Origin of the sequence: Neisseria sp. S1 (assembly GCF_048060015.1) — a bacterium.
Lineage (GTDB): Bacteria > Pseudomonadota > Gammaproteobacteria > Burkholderiales > Neisseriaceae > Neisseria > Neisseria arctica.
The window spans coordinates 29,359-47,390 of record NZ_JBLUPI010000010.1 but is presented as its reverse complement, the minus strand read 5'-3'; the positions used below and the strand labels follow the sequence as shown (position 1 = coordinate 47,390).

Below are 18,032 nucleotides of genomic sequence, written 5' to 3'. Positions count from 1 at the left end.
CGTTTTCTTATCTATTCTTACTTAGCAAGAACACTGGGAATGGCATACTCCCTGCCGAACCACACCCGACAACAGTACAGTAATATTTCAATCAACCCGGCTCAATACCATTCACCTTAAAAAAAGGCCGCCTGAAAATATTCAGACGGCCTTTCGATATGGGTTATTTCCCTTTTATTTATGCTGGTAAAAATGGCTTTTAAAATAAGCATCGGCTCCTTCACGCAGCAATACCAAGCTCACGGCTGCCAACGGCAAACCAATCAACATTCCGATAAAACCCATCAGCTGACCAAAAGCCATCAACGAGAAAATTACCCAGAAAGGCGACAAACCGATACGTTCGCCGACAATTTTCGGCGTAATAAAAAAGCTTTCTAAAAATTGGCCGACTGCAAAAACTGCCCAAACCATCAGCAATCCCTGCCATGAACCGAATTGAAGCAAAGCTGCCAAAGTAGCCAACAGTAAGCCCGTAAATGCTCCCAGATAAGGTACGAAAACCAAAATGCCGGCAATCATGCCGATGGCAAAGCCGGAGTCCAAACCGGTTAGCATCAAGCCGATGCCGTAAACCAGTCCCATCACCAGCATTACGGTAAGCTGCCCGCGCAGAAATTCACCCAATACTTGATCCATATTGGAACTGATGCGGCTGTAGGTATCGATATAACGGCGTGGCACAAGAGCGCGTATACCATGTGCCCAACGCTGCCAATCAAGCAAAAAGTAATACAGCAAAAACGGCAAAAGAAACAGATTGGTTACGCCCAATACTACGCTTCCACCCTGCTTCATTACCGTAGGCATGATTTTCTGCAATGCTTCATTTAACGAACCGGTATGCGATTGTAGCCAAGCCACAATCGAATCTGCATCAAGCGATACATAATCACCGGCAAAATGCTTTATCCACGGCAGTAAAGTATTTTGAACATACCCCACAATCTGAGGTAGGCGTGAAACCAAATTGTTGAATTGATTAATCAACATAGGCACAATAATCAGGACTAAAGCCAATAAAACGACCAAAGCAAACACCATGACCAACATCGAAGCAAGTGTCCGCTTCATACCTCTGTCACGCAATTTTTCTACCAAAGGGTTCAGAATATAGGCCAGCACCGCAGCAATGAGAAAAGGGGTCAGTATATTGCCCAATGCATAAAACAACCATATTACAACAAGCAATGCCGCTACCGCCGCCATCCACGGCTGTATTCCGCGCTTTTTCTTCAGATACATTAATCTGCCCTTATTAAAAGTCATTTATCTCTATTTTTCAGGATACCAGCTAAATGCTGCTTTTGCATCTGTATCCTTAAGTTTTAAATGTCATTTAATTTGCCTTTCAAAACGATTCGGAGTGGCATAGAGAAATAATTTGCCGCATCAGGGCAGATATTAGAAAAATCAGGTAAAATAGCAGCCGACTTTTACCCACCCAACTACTCAAAGAAAGCCCCGCAAGATGAGCGATTCACTGAGCTACCGCGATGCCGGCGTAGATATCGATGCCGGCGACCAATTAGTCGAAAATATCAAACCGTTTGCCAAACGCACCATGCGCCCAGAGGTTTTGGGGGATTTGGGCGGCTTCGGCGCATTGGTTGAAATCAGTAAAAAATACCGTAATCCCGTTTTGGTATCGGGTACGGACGGCGTCGGCACCAAATTAAAACTGGCGTTCGATTGGGATAAGCACGATACCGTAGGCATAGACTTAGTTGCCATGAGCGTGAATGATATTCTCGTACAAGGTGCCGAACCACTGTTTTTCCTGGATTATTTTGCCTGCGGCAAGCTTGATGTCGCCCGCGCAACCGATGTAATCAAAGGTATCGCCGCCGGCTGTGAAGAATCGGGCTGCGCCTTAATCGGCGGGGAAACGGCAGAAATGCCGGGCATGTACCCCGAGGGGGAATACGATTTGGCCGGATTCGCCGTGGGCGTGGTAGAAAAAGACAAGGTTATCAACGGCCGCAGTATTGTTCCCGGAGATGTCGTATTGGGTTTGGCTTCGAACGGCGCACATTCCAACGGCTATTCTCTCATCCGCAAAATTATCGACCGCGACCAGCCTGATTTAGACGCACCTTTTGATGGCGAAAAAACCTTGCGCGAAGCCGTTATTGCTCCTACCCGCCTTTACGTCAAACCGATTTTAGCGGCCTTAAAGCAATACACCATCAAAGGCATGGCCCACATTACCGGCGGCGGTATTACCGAAAACGTACCCCGCATCCTGCCTGAAAATACCGTAGCCCAAATTGATGCCGCTTCATGGCCGTTACCCAAACTGTTTCAGTGGCTGCAAGCGGCAGGCAACGTAGAAACACAGGAAATGTACCGTACCTTCAACTGCGGTATCGGTATGGTCGTGGTGGTTTCTCAGGAAGACGCGGATGCAGTACAGCAACTATTGGAAACACAAGGCGAAACCGTTTACCGCATCGGTGTAATCCGCGCCCGCAACGGCGAAGAGCATCAAACCCAAGTCGCTTAAATGTATCTGAATGTATGATGATCAACAGGCCGTCTGAAAGCTTTCAGACGGCCTGCTTATGATTCGCACAATACTTGATATTTAAGTAAAAAAACAAACATATATTATAGTCTGCTCAAGCTATCGGCAGCCTTAACCCTTACATTACCCGATTTATTGAAGTTCTATGAATATCCTTGAAAAACAAGCATTAAAATTCCTACTCAAACATACTCAAGAGCAGCACCTAGAAGAGATGGAAAATTTTGTTCAAACCCACTGGGCAAGATACCGTGCCGGAGAAATCAACTTTACCGACATCAAAAAACTGGCTAAAGAAGCCAAGCCGTGGCTGAAGCCCGAAAGTGTTTCCGAAATTACTGCGTTCGTCAAAACTTGGGCACACCGCTTGAATTTGAAATAAATAATAGGTAACTTTGTTCCAAACAATACAGGCCGTCTGAAAGCTTTCAGACGGCCTGTATCCATTTGATAAACAGCACTCAAGCCAGCGAGCGTACCAACCAAACCACTGCAAATGCAACTGCCGCCGCCAATACGAATTTTACGGCGCCGGCAAATTTCAATACCGGCAGCTTGCCTTCCAGCTCTTTGTATCCGGTAAGCATCGGCGTAATCAAATTATGTTTTTTCACAAACTTATAAAACAAAATCGTTGCAACGTGAACCACTACCAATACCAACAATACATTAAAAAAGGCCACATGGATGCCACGCATTTGGGCACCTGTTTCACTGCCTACCAATCCGTTTAAGTAGCCGTTGTACAACCACATGTTTTCATCGCTGGCCAGTAATCCCGTTAGCAGCTGTACAGACAATGCGCCCAACAGAGCCAATACCATCAAAGCACCCAGCGGATTATGCCCCGGCTGCTCATTTTCCGAGATATCACCCTGTAAGTAACGGCGGATCTGCGCCGGGCCACGTACAAAGCTGCCAAATCTCGCCGTATCACTACCCCATATGCCCCAACACAAGCGGAACACTACCAAACCTAAAATGAGCAGTCCGCAAGGCAAGTGCCATGCCATCAGGCTACCGCCGTTTTCACCGCTGTACCACATAAAGGCAAAAGCAGCCACTAAAGTCCAGTGAAACAGCCTGGTCGGAAAATCCCATACTTTCAAACTTTGCTTCATAAATTACTTTCTTGAATATAGATGATATAGTCGGAGCAAATATTTCTGATACAGTTTAATCTAAGCGGACAAGGAAACGATCAACTGTTGGCAACTATCTGATCATAAACTACCGCCAATAAAAAATAAGCCCGCAAACCGCCGTCCGATACCTTATTGTAACCAATCCCCCGCTAGGAATCACCATGTTTTCAAGCCCGTATCAAACAACAGATATTCGAGCATACTTGGAGCAAAGCAAAAATTTTCCTTTTTTATTCCAACCGCGTCACCCCGAAAGCCATAAAGGCACATACGGCACATTGGCGATTGCGGGCGGCAGTAGCGGCATGAGCGGTGCGGTAATTTTAGCGGCAACGGCAGCCTTGTATAACGGCTGCGGTAAAGTCTGGGCCGGATTCAACCAAGCGGCCTTGCCCTTACCAGTTATTCCCGAGCACCCCGAAATTATGCTGGCTACCGCAAAAAACCTATGTAGCCGCAATGATATTAACGCCTGGGTTGTCGGTTGCGGCTTGGGATTGGATGGCACCGCCGCCGAATTGGTCAAATACTTTCTCACCGAAACCGCAGCACCGCTCATACTGGATGCTGATGCCCTCACCTTGCTATCGCACCAACCTGATTGGAAAAAACACCCCAACCGAACCAATCTGGTTCTCACCCCCCATCCAGCCGAAGCGGCACGTCTAATCGGCTGCACGACTGCCGAGGTTCAAGCAGACCGCCGCACAGCCGTACTCGACATTGCCCGGAAATATGATGCGTGTGTAGTTTTAAAAGGTTGCAACAGTTTGGTATACCGCGATGGAGAAGAAATTTACACTAACACCAGCGGCAACCCCGGGCTAGCAACGGCCGGCAGCGGCGACGTTCTCAGCGGAATAATCGGCAGCCTTTGCGCACAAGGGTTCAATGCCTACCAAGCAGCTTGCGCCGGCGTATGGCTGCACGGAGCAGCGGCAGACGTATTGCGTGATTCGGAAATCGGCGAAGTCGGTATGTTGGCCGGCGAAATTCCTGCCGCCGCCCGCTGGCTGCGCAACCGTTTGATCCAGCACATACAAAAACAAGATAGCGAATAAACCGTTTTACCATTCCAATAAAGATTACTCAATGCCGTCTGAATAATGAATCCGTTTCTGCTCAAGCCTGCCGAACCGGGGTTTAGCAATTATTGGTGAATCGCTCTCTGCCGATACTTAAACCATCTTATCCGGCCCGGTCGCATGACGAGGCTTAAAACTCTAAAGAAGCTTTCAACCAATAAGTGCGCGGCAAGCCCAATACGGTAAAACTGCGGTCATACTGACCGCGTTGTACCTGCCAATAATTTTTATTAAACAGATTCTCTACTGCTCCGCTAACGACCAACTTGTTACCTGCCCACATGGTTGTATAACGTGCACCCACATCCACCAGCATATATCCAGGCAATTTATATTGCCGTTGTGTATCTTGGTAAGACTTACCGTAATATTGCACGTTGCCATTTAAGGTCAGGCCGTCTGCAAACGGAGAATCCCACTCCACGCCTGCTTTGGCAATCACGCGCGGGCTGGCTACTTGGCTGCCGTTAACCAAGTTATCTGCGTAAGTCGGATAGTCGATCAAGTCGGCCTTCATATACGTCAAACCAAAACTCGGACGCAGTGTTTGGTTGAGCAAGTTGGCATAGGTATTGAACTCGATACCGCGATTACGCTCTTTACCCTGCTCTTCGCCTGCAACGGCATTCATCCGCACAAAATCCGTACCTGAAGTGCTGTTGCCTCGCCAATAACCGGGACGGGAAATTTGGAAAGCATTCAAAGCAGTGACCACATTACCCCAATTTTTACGCACACCCACTTCCATTTGGCGGCTTACACGCGGTTTAGCCATCGTACCGCTCTCGCTGTCAATCGCACCGGGTTCCAAATCTTCCATGTAGTTGCCGTAAACTACCCAATCGTTACCCGGCACCCATGCGGCTGCCAGCATCGGACTGAACCGGTGTGCAGAAGCCTTTTGATAAGCATTATTTGTGCGACGCGGCTTATCCTCCTGCCCGATCCATTGCATCCGTCCGCCCAAAGTCAAACGGTAGCGGTTGTCGGCAAAGCCCAATGTATCGGAAAACGCTACGCTGTTGGCTGTATAAGTAGAATGAACATCGGGCAAGGCATTCAGCCCGGCCAATACGGGAGCCGTATCACCAAATGCCCTGTTGCCGTAAGGGTTATAAATATTGGTAGCAATACTGTTGCCGTATCCGCTGCCCCAATAATTCAAACGCGAACGGCGCACACGATCATAAGCTGCGCTCCAGTTGTGCGATACATCACCGGTTTCCAGCTCACCGCGGGCAGTCAGATTCATACTGAAGGTTTTACTGGTTTGATCAGATAAACGAGAACCGTTTCTAGCCGTCCCCACATAATAATCCCCGGCTTCGTTAAGGGCGGTAAGCTGCGCAAAGTTACCTTGATAATTCGAGCGGCTATAGCCGATGCCGCCTGAAAACTGTACCGGCCAATCGGTATCGTATCCGAAAGTCAGCATAGCGGTGCGGTCTTGGGTGGTTTGCGCCTGCCAGCCCGGTACCAGATTGGTTGTTCCGTCGGGTGCTTTCGGCAAAGAAAATTGCAAATTTTGCAAATCTTGGAAACGAGCGCGCGCACCTGTAGTTTTACGTTCGGCCTGCATCAGATCCAATGCCACACGGAGTTTCTCACCCCGATAGTCGGTATTAAGGGCAAACTCTTTATTGTCTTCCTGATAATTTTCACGGGCCGTATCACCGTGCCGAAATGTGCCGTTGGTACGGATACCCCACTCTTTCGCGTTACCGAAACGCCACCCCAAGTCAAACGTACCTTGTGCCCGACTGTCGCTGAAATAGCCGATACCGATTTTTCGACTGCCTTCATCGGCCGCCTTTTTAGTTTCAATATTCACCGCTCCCGAAACCGCGCCTTCAGGATCCATACCGCCGATGGCAGTACTGGCTCCCTTAATCAGCTGTGCTGAGCCGACTGCCGCCGTGGGCGAACTTTGGTAAGCATACATACCCGACAATCCGTTAACACTGAACTGTCGTGCATCAAGTTGGAAACCACGGATATACAGCCCTTGCAAAGTGTTACTTTCTCCTCCGAACTGCATCACCGAAGCATCACGCTGTGCCACCGCATCCACCAAAGTTCGGGCAGCATTGTTTTCCAACATTTTCTCATCGTAATTCACCACGGTAATCGGTACGGTAAAAGCATTTGCCCGCCCCAACAAACCCAGATTGACACGGTCCTGTAAATCTCCGTCACTGGCAATCGAAAACGACTTTGCCGATTTTGCCTTAACCACCACGGTATCCAGTTGCACTTTTCCTGCTTCCGCCGGCTCTGTTTCTGCATATGCCAATGCCTGACATACTAAAAAAGGCAGCAATGCCAAACCTTGTGTTTGTTTTTTCATAGCTGAAATCTCTGAAAGTTTATTCAATATTATTTCTTTAAAATAAATTAATTTTGATAATCATATTTATTTACATAAGATTTTCGCATTATAATTCGAAAACAACGCCTTTTCCCACGGTTGCTTAGCTTTTTTAACAACCCTTTGTTTTATTAAAAATAATAGTAACTCCCGCTTCAACAGACATTTTTTAGGCCGTCTGAAACATTTTCAGACGGCCTTGTGAAATTTTTATGCAAAAATGGCAAATCGAACTTTATGCAACGCCTTTATGGCTGCTACAAACATTTGGCGGTGTCACGGCAGCCTTGGTGATCATCATTTTCTGTATCGGTAAAACGCGCTTCGGCCAACAATTCTGGCAGATACTCCGCCCCTGCCTCAACCGTAAAATCAGTATAAAAGCAGCTTTTATGATTGCTTTGATGATACTGTTGCTGCTAACCGAAATACGCCTGTTCGTTTTAAATACTTTCCTCTACAACAGTGCATACAGTGCCCTGCAAGACAAACTGGCAGCCGTATTCTGGACAGCGGTTTCGATTAATGCCGCAGTAATGCTCATACGCGCAGTAAACGGCATTTTTAACGACTTTCTGGACCAGGCTCTGGCGATTAAATGGTCGGAACAGCTTAACGGCGTACTCACCCGCCGTTGGTTATCGGATAAAAACTATTACCGCCTGCAAATGCAGCGGCATACGCCCGACAATATCGACCAACGCATTCAGCAAGATGCTCAAGACTTTATTGTTTCAACCATAGAATTCGTACGCGGCATGCTCAATTCGATTATCTCCACCATAGAATTCACCCTTGTTTTATGGGGATTGGCCGGCACGCTGCCCATACTCGGCTTTGAAATTCCGCGCGGTATCGTTTTTTTCGTATATGCTGCCATTCTGCTGGCTACCGCCGCCGCCATGTGGATAGGCCGTCCGCTTATCCGCTCCAATTACGACAATGAAAAACTTAACGGCAATTACCGCTACTCGTTAATCCGTATACGCGACCATGCCGAAAGCATTGCCTTTTACAACGGAGAATGGCGCGAACACCGCCAAATCTCGCAACGCTTCGCCTCAATTATCCGCAATCGCTGGCGCATTGCCCGCCAAAGCGTTACCTTAAGCGGCTTCAACGATATCTTTTCACAATGTATGCAACTGCTGCCGCTTATGCTGCAAGCTCCTCGTTTTTTTGCCGGGCAAATCAAAATCGGCGATATGCAGCAAACCGTACAGTCATTCGCCAGATTACAGAAAGCCATGTCGTTTTTCCGCAATTTTTACGAACAATTCACCGCTTATCGTGCACGTTTGGAGCGCTTAAGCGGCTTTCTCACCAGCCTTGGCAAAACGCAAACCATTTCTCAAGCGGATATCGAAGAAATTTCAGACGGCCTGCAATTAAGCCGTTTCTCCATATACCGCAATAACGGCGAAGCTCTACTCAGCCAGCTCGACTTTCATATCCGAAAAGGCGATGCATTGCTGATACAAGGCCCCAGCGGTTGCGGCAAAACCTCATTATTGCGTGCAATGGCAGGTTTATGGCCATTTGGCAGCAGCGGCCTGATACGCCGCCCAGCCCAAAGCGGTATGCTGTTTGTGCCGCAACACCCGTACATGCCTCAAGGTAGCTTGCGAGAAGCGGTATGCTATCCAAACATCAACCCGCAACATACCGGTTTAGCGGCGACCTTAACCGAATGCCGCCTGTCTCATCTGGTTGAGAAGTTGGATGACATCGAAGACTGGCAACAGCGGCTTTCTCCGGGCGAGCTGCAACGTATCGCTTTCGTCCGCATTCTGCTCAGCCGCCCGGGAACAATACTGCTCGATGAAGCCACCAGTGCGCTGGACGAAGATACCGAAGCCTATCTTTACCGTCTGATACGCACCCGCCTGCCCGACAGTATGATGGTCAGCATTGGCCACCGCGGAACGCTGGCAGCATTCCATAACCGCCGTTTGGAGGTCGACACCACGGCTTGCACATAAACTTTCCGCATAATGCAATCCAATGTGTTTATGCGCTTTTTATGGATTTACCCTTAGGTATAGTAAGGCCGTCTGAAAAATATTAGCTAATTGAAAAACGGAGCGCGCATAGAAAAAAGCAGGCTTAAATGCCTGCTTTTTGCTGCCGATATTTTCAGACGGCCTCCAACCTTAGCCATGGAAATCTTATAAATACCTTATCATGTTGTAAAAATAAATACTTTAATTTTCACCGTTATCGGCAAACCAGCGTAATTCCTCACGCAAGGCAACCACTTCGCCAATCACCATCAAAGCCGGCCGCTCGGCTGCCGCCGCCAATTCGGGCAGATTGGCCAAAATACCGGTACGCACGCTTTGCTTTTGTAAGGTACCGTTAGATACCACTGCCACGGGCGTATCCGCAGCACGTCCGTGTGCGATTAATTGCTCTGTGATTTCCGCCGCCTTAATCGTACCCATATAGATCACCAACGTTTGGTTGCCCCGTGCCAGCGTTTGCCAATGCAGCTCCGAACCATCCGGACGGCAATGCCCGGTGATAAACAGTGCGGTTTGCGCACAATCACGATGCGTTAGCGGAATACCGGCATAAGCGGTTGCCCCTAAAGCAGCGGTAATACCCGGCACTACACGAAACGGAATCCCTTTCTCCGCCAATACTTGCGCCTCTTCGCCACCTCGCCCGAACACAAACGGATCTCCGCCTTTCAAACGCACCACCCGTTTGCCGGCCAAAGCATGTTCCACCAGCAAAGCATTGGTTTGTTCCTGCTGTACCTGATGCAGTCCTGCCCGTTTACCCACACACACCTTGTCGGCATCTTTACGGATTAAGGCGCGGATTTCCTCTGAAACCAAAGCATCGTAAAACACGATATCCGCCGCCTGTATGGCTTGTAATGCGTTAAGCGTCAACAAACCCGCATCGCCCGGCCCCGCACCCACCAATACCACCTCGCCCTGCTGTGCTCCCGCACCTTCCAACTGTGCCTGCAATTCGGCTTCGGCTTCCTCTTTTTTACCTTGCGCGACCAAAGTATCAAAACGGCTGTCAAAAAGGTTTTCCCAAAAACGGCGGCGGCTACTCATATCGGCTATTTGCGCCTTCACGCGGCTACGCCATTTCCCGGCCAAAGCTGCTGCTTTTCCTGTGTGCTGCGGTATCAGCGTTTCTATCTGCCGCCGCCATTTGCGCGCCAACACCGGCGCACTGCCGCCGCTAGATACGGCAATCTGTATCGGGCTGCGATCAATTACGGCAGGCACAATAAAAGAGCACAAATCCAACTGGTCTACAGTATTGCAAAATTTCCCAGAAGCTTCGGCTGCCTCGAAAATATGGCGGTTGAGCGCATGATCATCGGTTGCCGCTACTACCAGAAACACCCCTTGCAGCAAAGATTCGTGAAACGCTGTACCCAACCATTCAATTACACCCGAAGCATGCCATTTCCGAAAATGCTCGTTTAAGGTTTCCGCCACCACCCGTACACGCGCACCGGCCGCCAACAGACTTTCGGCTTTTCGTTCTGCCACATGGCCCGCACCGGCCAGTAACACCGGGCGGCCTTTTAAATCGGTATAAATCGGGTAATGGTTCATCGTATGCCTTAATGGTTCAATTAGTCTCAATCACTTTTATATTAAGGCCGTCTGAAACACAGCGGAAAGAACCTTTTTTACTTTCTTTAGCAGATTTCGTTATATGCGGAATGTTATAATTTTGCGTTTTATTAATTCTTGTTTATTTATGAAAAAAGCTTTTTTATTAACTTTAACTGCCTTGATGATGCCCTATAGCGCTTTTGCTGATTCCGACAATTTACGCATCGCCCGCTTGGAGCAGCAAGTTGCAGAACTAAGCCGCCGCATTCAATTTTTAGAACAACAAAACAAGACACAGCGGATTGTGATTGAAAACCGCCAAGCCGTGCGCAATGTATATACATGCCGCACTTCTCCATTCGGTAAAACTTATGAAGCCGCTTCCGAAAACGAAGGGCTTGCCCGCCTGCAAGTCAGCCGCGCCTGCAAAGCAGAGCAATCTGAAATTTTTTGCAGAAACCAAGATATCAAATGTGAGAAATATTAAGCAACAGCTTTTGTATATACAAGCAAAACACATGATAAACCTTTTAGTTATAAGTACATAAAAAACCATTCTTTCCCAACTGCATCTTTGCGGCTGAAAATACGGTTATTCAATACCGATAACTGGGCCGACATCATGAGCAAACCACAACTTTGGCAAGTCCCCACCAGTCATACCGCTGATGAAAACCGACTAACCGCTTTAGAAGCTTCTCTCGCAACGCGCCTACAGGAAATCGCCGAGCGCTATCCGCAGGCCGTATTCGCATCGAGTCTGGCGGTGGAAGATATGGTAATTACCGATCAAATCGCCCGTTTGTCGTTACCCTTGCGTATCATTACCTTAAATACAGGCAAACTCAACCCCGAAACCGAAGCGTTGATTGATATCGCCAATACGCGTTACAGCATTCCTATCGAGGTATACCATCCGCAAGCAAAAGCTGCCGCCTCATTCGATCACGACTACGGTATTTCTGCCATTTATGAAAGTATCGAAAAGCGCAAGCAATGTTGCCATATACGCAAAATCGAACCGCTCAACCGTGCCCTATCCGACGCACCTGCCTGGCTTACCGGCCAACGCCGCAGCCAATCCTCCACCCGAACCGATCTAAATTTTGAAGAACACGACCAGATCAGAAAAATTGCCAAATTCAATCCGATTTACGATTGGGAAGAAGCAGATGTCTGGGCCTATGCGCACAAATATCAAATCCCCTTAAACGATTTATATAACCAAGGCTACCCCAGCATCGGCTGCGAACCCTGCACCCGCCCGGTCAAACAAGGTGAAGACATTCGAGCAGGCCGCTGGTGGTGGGAAAGCCGTGACAGCAAAGAATGCGGTTTACACAAATAAACACCGCTAATTTCACCATCAGGCCGTCTGAAAACGATAACTAACCATATATTTATCCATCAGGCCGCCTGTTATTTTCTTTTGCTTATCTCATGCCCTGCTCAGCTCATGCACCTGATACCACCGAGTAGCTAACAAACCTTAAACGCCCCGGCATGAAGTTATTTCTCCCTCAATACGCTTGCTATTCATTGCTGTTCAAGGCAGAATCAAAATATCTTTACCTATGTCTACCCGCATTAAGGAGCAGCCGTTATGCCGTTTAAAGCCATCTACCTCAGCCAAACCGAAGCAGACCGGCAAACCGAAATCGTGACTCTAGAACCGCACGATTTAGACGAAGGTGAAGTAACCGTAGCCGTAGAATACAGTACGATCAACTATAAAGACGGCTTGGCGCTCACCCATAAATCACCCGTCGTACGCCGTTTTCCGCTGATTGCCGGTATTGATTTTGCCGGTACGGTAACAGAGTCTTCCCACCCTGATTTCAAAGCCGGCGACCGCGTTACTGCCAACGGCTGGGATCTCGGTTTTACCCATCACGGCGGCTTATCACAGCTTGCGCGCGTACCGGCCAAATGGCTGATCAAACTGCCCGACAGTATTACAACGCGAGAGGCCGCGGCAATCGGTACCGCAGGCTATACCGCCATGCTGGGCGTATTGGCCTTGCAGCAACACGGCACAACACCCGATAAAGGAGGAGTATTGGTTACCGGAGCCAGCGGAGGTGTCGGTTCGGTTGCCGTGGCATTATTGGCCGAACTGGGCTACCGTGTAACCGCATCCACAGGTCGCATACACGAAGCCGATTATCTGCACAAATTGGGGGCAAACGAAATCATCGACCGAAGCGAATTAGATGCCCCGTCATCCAAACCTCTTCTTCGCGAACGCTGGGCCGCCGCCATTGATTCGGCAGGCAGCCACACGCTGGCCAATATTCTCGCCCAAACCCGTTACGGAGGCATAGTAGCCTGTAACGGCTTGGCACAAGGTGCTGATTTGGTAATGACCGTAATGCCCTTTATCTTACGCGGCGTCACTTTGGCCGGCATCGATTCCGTATATGTCCCTGTCGAAAAACGCCGCCTTGCCTGGGAGGGTTTGGCACGCTACCTTGACCGCGACAAGCTGGCTGAAATGATCAATGAATATCCGCTGGGGAAAGCTGTAGAAGTGGCTCAACGTATCCTCAAAGGGGAAATTCGCGGACGTACCGTGATTAATGTCAACGCCTAAAAATCCGCCCTAAGCCGCCTACAAGGCGGCTTTGCATATGTAATCTGCCTAGGTTTTATTGGCTAATCATATAAATAACCTCATTTAATGGCTAAATAAACAATAAATTTTCATTTATTCGGCAACACCAATTAAATTATCTGTAAGGCCGTCTGAAAAACGTAGGTTACATCCATCGTTATCTTCATCTTGATATACATAAAAAATGCCGCCTAAAACATTTCAGACAGCATTTTTCTTATAGTCACATCAGCAATACGACACTAATGCAATAATTCGTCATATTTTCTGTAGCCGATAAGCTCCACAAAATTCAAAAACGGCCTTATCCGTAAAATAACATCATCAGTCAAATAGAATAATAATCATTTAAAATCAAATATTTAATATAAATATTGCTAAAAAACGCATACCCCAATCGCCACTATATTCCTTTTTTAACAGGCAAATCTTTTTATACAAACGGAATGCTACATACAAAATCAACACACAGCGTTATAATCCACACCGTTTATTAAGATTGTTAACAGGAATTAACATGCAACAACTCAAAATGGCCGTTTCGGGCGCACAAATTCTTTTTGTGGCTTTCGGCGCAATGGTTTTGGTACCGCTGCTTACCGGCTTGAATCCGGCAATGGCTCTATTGGGAGCAGGTATCGGTACTCTATTGTTCCAATTAGTTACCAAGCGTAAAGTGCCGATTTTCCTCGGCTCTTCTTTTGCCTTTATCGCCCCGATCATTTACGCAATTGCCGAATGGGGGCTGCCTTCCACTATGTTCGGCTTGTTCGCCGCAGGCTTTATGTATTTTGTTTTTGCCGCACTGATTAAATGGCGCGGTTTGGCTGCTGTTAACCGACTGCTTCCTCCCGTAGTTATCGGGCCGGTTATTATGGTGATCGGTTTGTCGGTAGCAGTTGTTGCCAGCCAAATGGCCATGGGACAATCAGGCGGCAATCAGGTGATGGAATACAGCCAATCTCTCTTGCTATCGGGTTTTACGTTTGCCATTACCGTTTTAGTAGCTGTATTCGGCAGCAAAATGATGAAATTGATCCCGATTTTGATCGGTGTAGTATCAGGTTATATTGTCGCTTTAATCATGGGCTTGGTTGATGTCACTCCGATTATAGAAGCACCATGGTTTGCCGTGCCCCACTTCATTACGCCCGAAATTAACTGGCATGCAGCCCTATTTATGCTGCCGGTAGCGATTGCACCCGCTATTGAACATATCGGCGGGGTAATGGCGATCGGAAAAGTAACCGGTAAAGACTATGCCAAAGATCCGGGCTTAGACAAAACACTTGCCGGCGACGGCCTAGGCGTATGCGCCGCCGGTTTAATCGGTGGTCCGCCCGTAACAACTTACGGAGAAGTAACCGGTGCGGTCATGCTCACTAAAAACAGCAATCCCAAAATCATGACTTGGGCCGCCGTTTTCGCGATTGCCATGGCTTTTTTCGGTAAATTCAATGCATTTCTGGCCTCTATTCCACTACCGGTAATGGGTGGCGTGATGATTCTTCTATTCGGCACCATTGCCTCGCTCGGCCTAAAAACACTGATTGATGCAAAAGTTGATTTGATGCAACCCAAAAACTTAGTAATTGTCAGCTCCGTACTGACTACCGGCGTAGGCGGCATGGTGATGAAATTCGGTAATATGAGCTTTGCCGGTGTCGGCCTGTGCGCTATCTTGGCTATTGCCTTAAACTGGCTGTTGCCTAATGAAACTGCCGGTAGCGAAGAGACACAAACCACGGATTAACAGCACCAATAAAGCGTAGAACGGCTTAAAGCAGCCTTCGTTCGACAAAGGATACAGCCTGACTCGCCGTTATCACAAAATGATCCAACAAGCGCACATCCACCAGTGCCAATGCCTGATGCAATCTGCGGGTAAAGTCAATATCCGCATTCGAAGGTTCCGGTAACCCGCCCGGGTGGTTGTGCGCAATAATCAAGCTACTGGCATGGTTTTCCAAAGCCAATTTCACCACCTCTCGGATATATACGGTATTTTCCGCTACCGTCCCCCTTCCTAATTCACGCAGACAAATTAACCGGTTCTGTTGGTTCAACAACAAGGCCAGCGTTACCTCTACTTTTTCATGTCCGAGCTGTAAACGTAAAAAATCCGCTACGGCCTGAGGGTGGTTAAATACCGTTTCTTCCGATAGTTCTTCACTTAACACACGCCGCCCGATTTCACGTACCACGGCAAATTGGGTATAGCTAGCTGGCCCCATGCCTTTATAAGCCGAAAGCTCGCGCTGATCCGCATTCATTAGCCTACCCAAACTGCCAAACTCACCCAACAGATAGCGTGCCAAATCCACTGCACTCATTCCACGCGTACCGACGCGCAACAAAATTGCCAGCAGTTCCGCATCGCTAAGCGCGGCAGCCCCTCTCTCTAATAATTTTTCACGCGGCCTCTCCCCTTGAGGCCATTGTTTGATGCTCATTTATTTATCATAAATTTCATAATATAAATTATTATAACATCATAAATTTTTATCGAAAACACCAATATATTATATAGATGACTACACACAAGGTTATTATTTCAATAATAGAACATCTATTTTAATTTCAATAAAATCAATTGTTAACATCCGTAAAATCTTTCTGTAATTTTATTAATTGAACTTCTTTTTAGAGCAACATATCTTACTAACGTAATTAGGTGCACCTCAATTACCGGTACCCAAGTTTTTAATCTTTAAATTTCAAAGGATTTGATCATGAAAAAAATTACTCTGTTTCTATTGGCTATGTCTATGACTGCTGCGGTGCAAGCAGGAGGGATCGGAGATGTTGCGAGTGTGCTTGGTGCTGTCGCCGGAGCTCAAGGGAATGTTACAACAGGAGTAATTACCAACAGCACCATTGATGCTACTGCCGAGGCAAGCGGAAAAGATTCTGAAGCCATGGCCGGTGGTGTAATTAGCGCATCACCTGATATGAAAGGTGTAAAACTTAGCGTAACTACCGGCGTAATCGAAAATAGTACGATTAAGGCTAAAGCCAAAGCAAGCGGTGGTGGTGCCGCATATGCAGGCGGAGTGATTAATAAATAATTTATTTTTAAACACAAGTCAGTATGCAGTATCTGCATGAAAAATACTGACTTGTGTTTCCTTAATTGGTGTTCAAAAACTAGCCACAATAGGAACATAAAATGGCAAAAGCAATTCAAATATTCAAATTCGCTGCCACTATATTGGCTATATCCAATTTAGCTATGGCAGCTCCTAGTTCGATTACCAACAAAGGTTCGGCAAGCCAACCCAAAGCTACTCAATCCCAGAATTCGGCTAGTTCACAAACTAAAAACAAGGAAATTATAAAAATAAACGGGTTGAAGGACGGTAAGATTATTCAAAATGGTAATAATATTGTCGTTCAAGGAGGTACTATTGTATCTAAACCCGGCACAAAGCAACCGCTCATACAAATTCAAAATCCTAAAAATAAAAATATTTTAGTTCAAAACACCCGCATTATTAGTGACGGATATAGACAAGACAATAGCGACGGCGATGCGGCAATCATCATTATTGAAAACGGCAAAAAATACGGGAACTCCACCTCTCGAGTGAAAGTTAATAATGTTCGCGTAAAAGCACAAAACACCACCGTCCGTGCCAAATCTTCCGGCGGCGCATCTGCTTGCGCAGGTGTTGTATGTACAGGATCCGGCAAGGACGATGAAAATAATATTACCGTAGAAATCCGGGGTAATAATTACTTCGAGGCTATTGCAAATGATTAATACTTCTTTAAAAACTTCTATTATCGCAGCGGCCACTGCGCTTGCGTTGAGTGCTTGTACGACAACTGACTTAGAACTATCCCGTGCTCATTACCGCTCAGAAAAAAGTCTTCAAAAACAACAAAAAGTAGCTGACGAGCGCTCTAAGCAAATTTCAACCGACCGTACTTTTTATGGAAAAAAACTAGAGTGTTTAAGCAACTTACATAAAGATTTTTTTGATGCTCAAACTATTGCGGCACAAAAATCAGGACAACTAAAAAATAATAGCCGGTTCCGTATGTCTGTTGCGCCTATCCGTGATAAAACCGGGAAAATTTTTGATACAAATTCAACCGTATTATCAGATATGGTGATGGATTCATTAGTACATTTCAAACATTTTGATGTGTTGGAAACGCCACTTTCCCCAGATGGTTTAGCAGATTCTCGCAATAACTTTCTAGATCCTCGCTATGGAATGCAGCCGGGTATTATTCAAAATTTTGCTGCAACTATGACTACTCTCCAACATTTACCCATAGGTGTATTATTTCCCTCTAATTATTATATCAGCGGGGCAATTATCCAATATGACGAAAGCGACGTATTACCCAGTAAGCGCAGTATTGCTGCAGATATCTACCAATATCAGTTCAGACATGACGTAAGTATGATTACGACTACGATTAATCTAAGATTAATCGACTCATGGACAGGGGCCATCGTAAGAACCCAAACAGGTGATTTAGCCAGTATTAATCTGACAAATGCCATTTATACCATAAAAACCGGAAATAACTTTTTCAGACTGATTGGCACGAAAGATTACGGGCTTGATTACTCTGTTGAAGTTTCAGATCCTAAAACTGCCGCTATTAAAGAAATGATAGATAAAGGCGTATACGAATTACTTGATAAATTCTTAAAGCCCTATCAAGTACGCAGCCAAGAATGCTAG

Annotated in this window: 16 protein-coding genes; 11 read left to right on the top strand and 5 right to left on the bottom strand. The window is 46.9% G+C overall.

Features of this window, described 5'->3' with window-relative positions; genetic code table 11:
* Nucleotides 1-174 precede the first annotated feature (174 nt).
* Nucleotides 175-1,245 carry an AI-2E family transporter gene (locus ACEPPX_RS08795; RefSeq protein WP_416623716.1) on the bottom strand — a complete coding sequence of 357 codons (1,071 nt, stop codon included), beginning with the start codon at nucleotides 1,243-1,245 and terminating at the stop codon, nucleotides 175-177.
* A 226-nt stretch (nucleotides 1,246-1,471) separates the two neighbouring features.
* Between ACEPPX_RS08795 and purM the strand changes: the two genes are divergently transcribed.
* Both purM and ACEPPX_RS08785 read left to right on the top strand, forming a co-directional pair.
* Nucleotides 1,472-2,506 carry a phosphoribosylformylglycinamidine cyclo-ligase gene (gene purM, locus ACEPPX_RS08790; protein WP_416623715.1) on the top strand — a complete coding sequence of 345 codons (1,035 nt, stop codon included), beginning with the start codon at nucleotides 1,472-1,474 and terminating at the stop codon, nucleotides 2,504-2,506.
* A gap of 166 nt (nucleotides 2,507-2,672) precedes the next feature.
* Nucleotides 2,673-2,909: a hypothetical protein gene (locus ACEPPX_RS08785; RefSeq protein WP_047761719.1), complete on the top strand. Its 237-nt coding sequence runs from the start codon at nucleotides 2,673-2,675 to the stop codon at nucleotides 2,907-2,909.
* 79 nt (nucleotides 2,910-2,988) lie between these two features.
* On the opposite strand, the gene ACEPPX_RS08780 is transcribed toward ACEPPX_RS08785, so the two are convergent.
* Nucleotides 2,989-3,648: a cytochrome b/b6 domain-containing protein gene (locus ACEPPX_RS08780; protein ID WP_047761720.1), complete on the bottom strand. Its 660-nt coding sequence runs from the start codon at nucleotides 3,646-3,648 to the stop codon at nucleotides 2,989-2,991.
* A 185-nt stretch (nucleotides 3,649-3,833) separates the two neighbouring features.
* On the opposite strand from ACEPPX_RS08780, the gene ACEPPX_RS08775 reads away from it, so the two are divergent.
* Nucleotides 3,834-4,733: an NAD(P)H-hydrate dehydratase gene (locus tag ACEPPX_RS08775; RefSeq protein ID WP_416623714.1), complete on the top strand. Its 900-nt coding sequence runs from the start codon at nucleotides 3,834-3,836 to the stop codon at nucleotides 4,731-4,733.
* 154 nt (nucleotides 4,734-4,887) lie between these two features.
* Here ACEPPX_RS08775 and ACEPPX_RS08770 read toward each other — a convergent pair whose 3' ends face one another.
* The gene (locus ACEPPX_RS08770) at nucleotides 4,888-7,104 is read right to left on the bottom strand and encodes a TonB-dependent receptor (protein WP_416623713.1); all 2,217 of its coding nucleotides are present in this window, start codon (nucleotides 7,102-7,104) and stop codon (nucleotides 4,888-4,890) included.
* A 233-nt stretch (nucleotides 7,105-7,337) separates the two neighbouring features.
* Here ACEPPX_RS08770 and ACEPPX_RS08765 point away from each other — a divergent pair, with 233 nt between their 5' ends.
* Complete coding sequence (locus tag ACEPPX_RS08765; RefSeq protein ID WP_416623712.1) at nucleotides 7,338-9,107, top strand: ABC transporter ATP-binding protein/permease; 1,770 nt, start codon at nucleotides 7,338-7,340, stop codon at nucleotides 9,105-9,107.
* A 222-nt stretch (nucleotides 9,108-9,329) separates the two neighbouring features.
* On the opposite strand, the gene cysG is transcribed toward ACEPPX_RS08765, so the two are convergent.
* Nucleotides 9,330-10,712, bottom strand: a complete 1,383-nt coding sequence (gene cysG / locus ACEPPX_RS08760) for a siroheme synthase CysG (RefSeq protein ID WP_416623711.1) — start codon at nucleotides 10,710-10,712, stop codon at nucleotides 9,330-9,332.
* A gap of 148 nt (nucleotides 10,713-10,860) precedes the next feature.
* Between cysG and ACEPPX_RS08755 the strand changes: the two genes are divergently transcribed.
* From ACEPPX_RS08755 to ACEPPX_RS08740, 4 genes are all read left to right on the top strand, one after another.
* A complete protein-coding gene (locus ACEPPX_RS08755) occupies nucleotides 10,861-11,202 on the top strand; it encodes a hypothetical protein (protein ID WP_416623710.1) in 342 nt (113 codons plus the stop codon).
* Between the two features lie 135 nt (nucleotides 11,203-11,337).
* Nucleotides 11,338-12,063, top strand: a complete 726-nt coding sequence (locus ACEPPX_RS08750; protein WP_416623709.1) for a phosphoadenylyl-sulfate reductase — start codon at nucleotides 11,338-11,340, stop codon at nucleotides 12,061-12,063.
* A 255-nt stretch (nucleotides 12,064-12,318) separates the two neighbouring features.
* Entirely contained in the window at nucleotides 12,319-13,308 is a 990-nt protein-coding gene (locus ACEPPX_RS08745) for an MDR family oxidoreductase (protein ID WP_416623708.1), read from the top strand.
* Between the two features lie 538 nt (nucleotides 13,309-13,846).
* On the top strand, nucleotides 13,847-15,082 hold the full coding sequence (locus ACEPPX_RS08740; RefSeq protein WP_416623707.1) for a uracil-xanthine permease family protein: 1,236 nt from the start codon (nucleotides 13,847-13,849) through the stop codon (nucleotides 15,080-15,082).
* Nucleotides 15,083-15,107: 25 nt separating this feature from the next.
* Here ACEPPX_RS08740 and radC read toward each other — a convergent pair whose 3' ends face one another.
* Nucleotides 15,108-15,782 (bottom strand): RadC family protein, encoded by a 675-nt coding sequence (gene radC / locus ACEPPX_RS08735; protein ID WP_416623706.1) that lies wholly within the window; start codon nucleotides 15,780-15,782, stop codon nucleotides 15,108-15,110.
* 279 nt (nucleotides 15,783-16,061) lie between these two features.
* Between radC and ACEPPX_RS08730 the strand changes: the two genes are divergently transcribed.
* From ACEPPX_RS08730 to ACEPPX_RS08720, 3 genes are all read left to right on the top strand, one after another.
* Nucleotides 16,062-16,397 carry a hypothetical protein gene (locus tag ACEPPX_RS08730; RefSeq protein ID WP_416623705.1) on the top strand — a complete coding sequence of 112 codons (336 nt, stop codon included), beginning with the start codon at nucleotides 16,062-16,064 and terminating at the stop codon, nucleotides 16,395-16,397.
* Nucleotides 16,398-16,498: 101 nt separating this feature from the next.
* Nucleotides 16,499-17,092: a hypothetical protein gene (locus ACEPPX_RS08725; protein WP_416623704.1), complete on the top strand. Its 594-nt coding sequence runs from the start codon at nucleotides 16,499-16,501 to the stop codon at nucleotides 17,090-17,092.
* The gene (locus ACEPPX_RS08720) at nucleotides 17,085-18,032 is read left to right on the top strand and encodes a hypothetical protein (RefSeq protein ID WP_416623703.1); all 948 of its coding nucleotides are present in this window, start codon (nucleotides 17,085-17,087) and stop codon (nucleotides 18,030-18,032) included. The genes ACEPPX_RS08725 and ACEPPX_RS08720 overlap by 8 nt, the downstream gene beginning before the upstream one ends.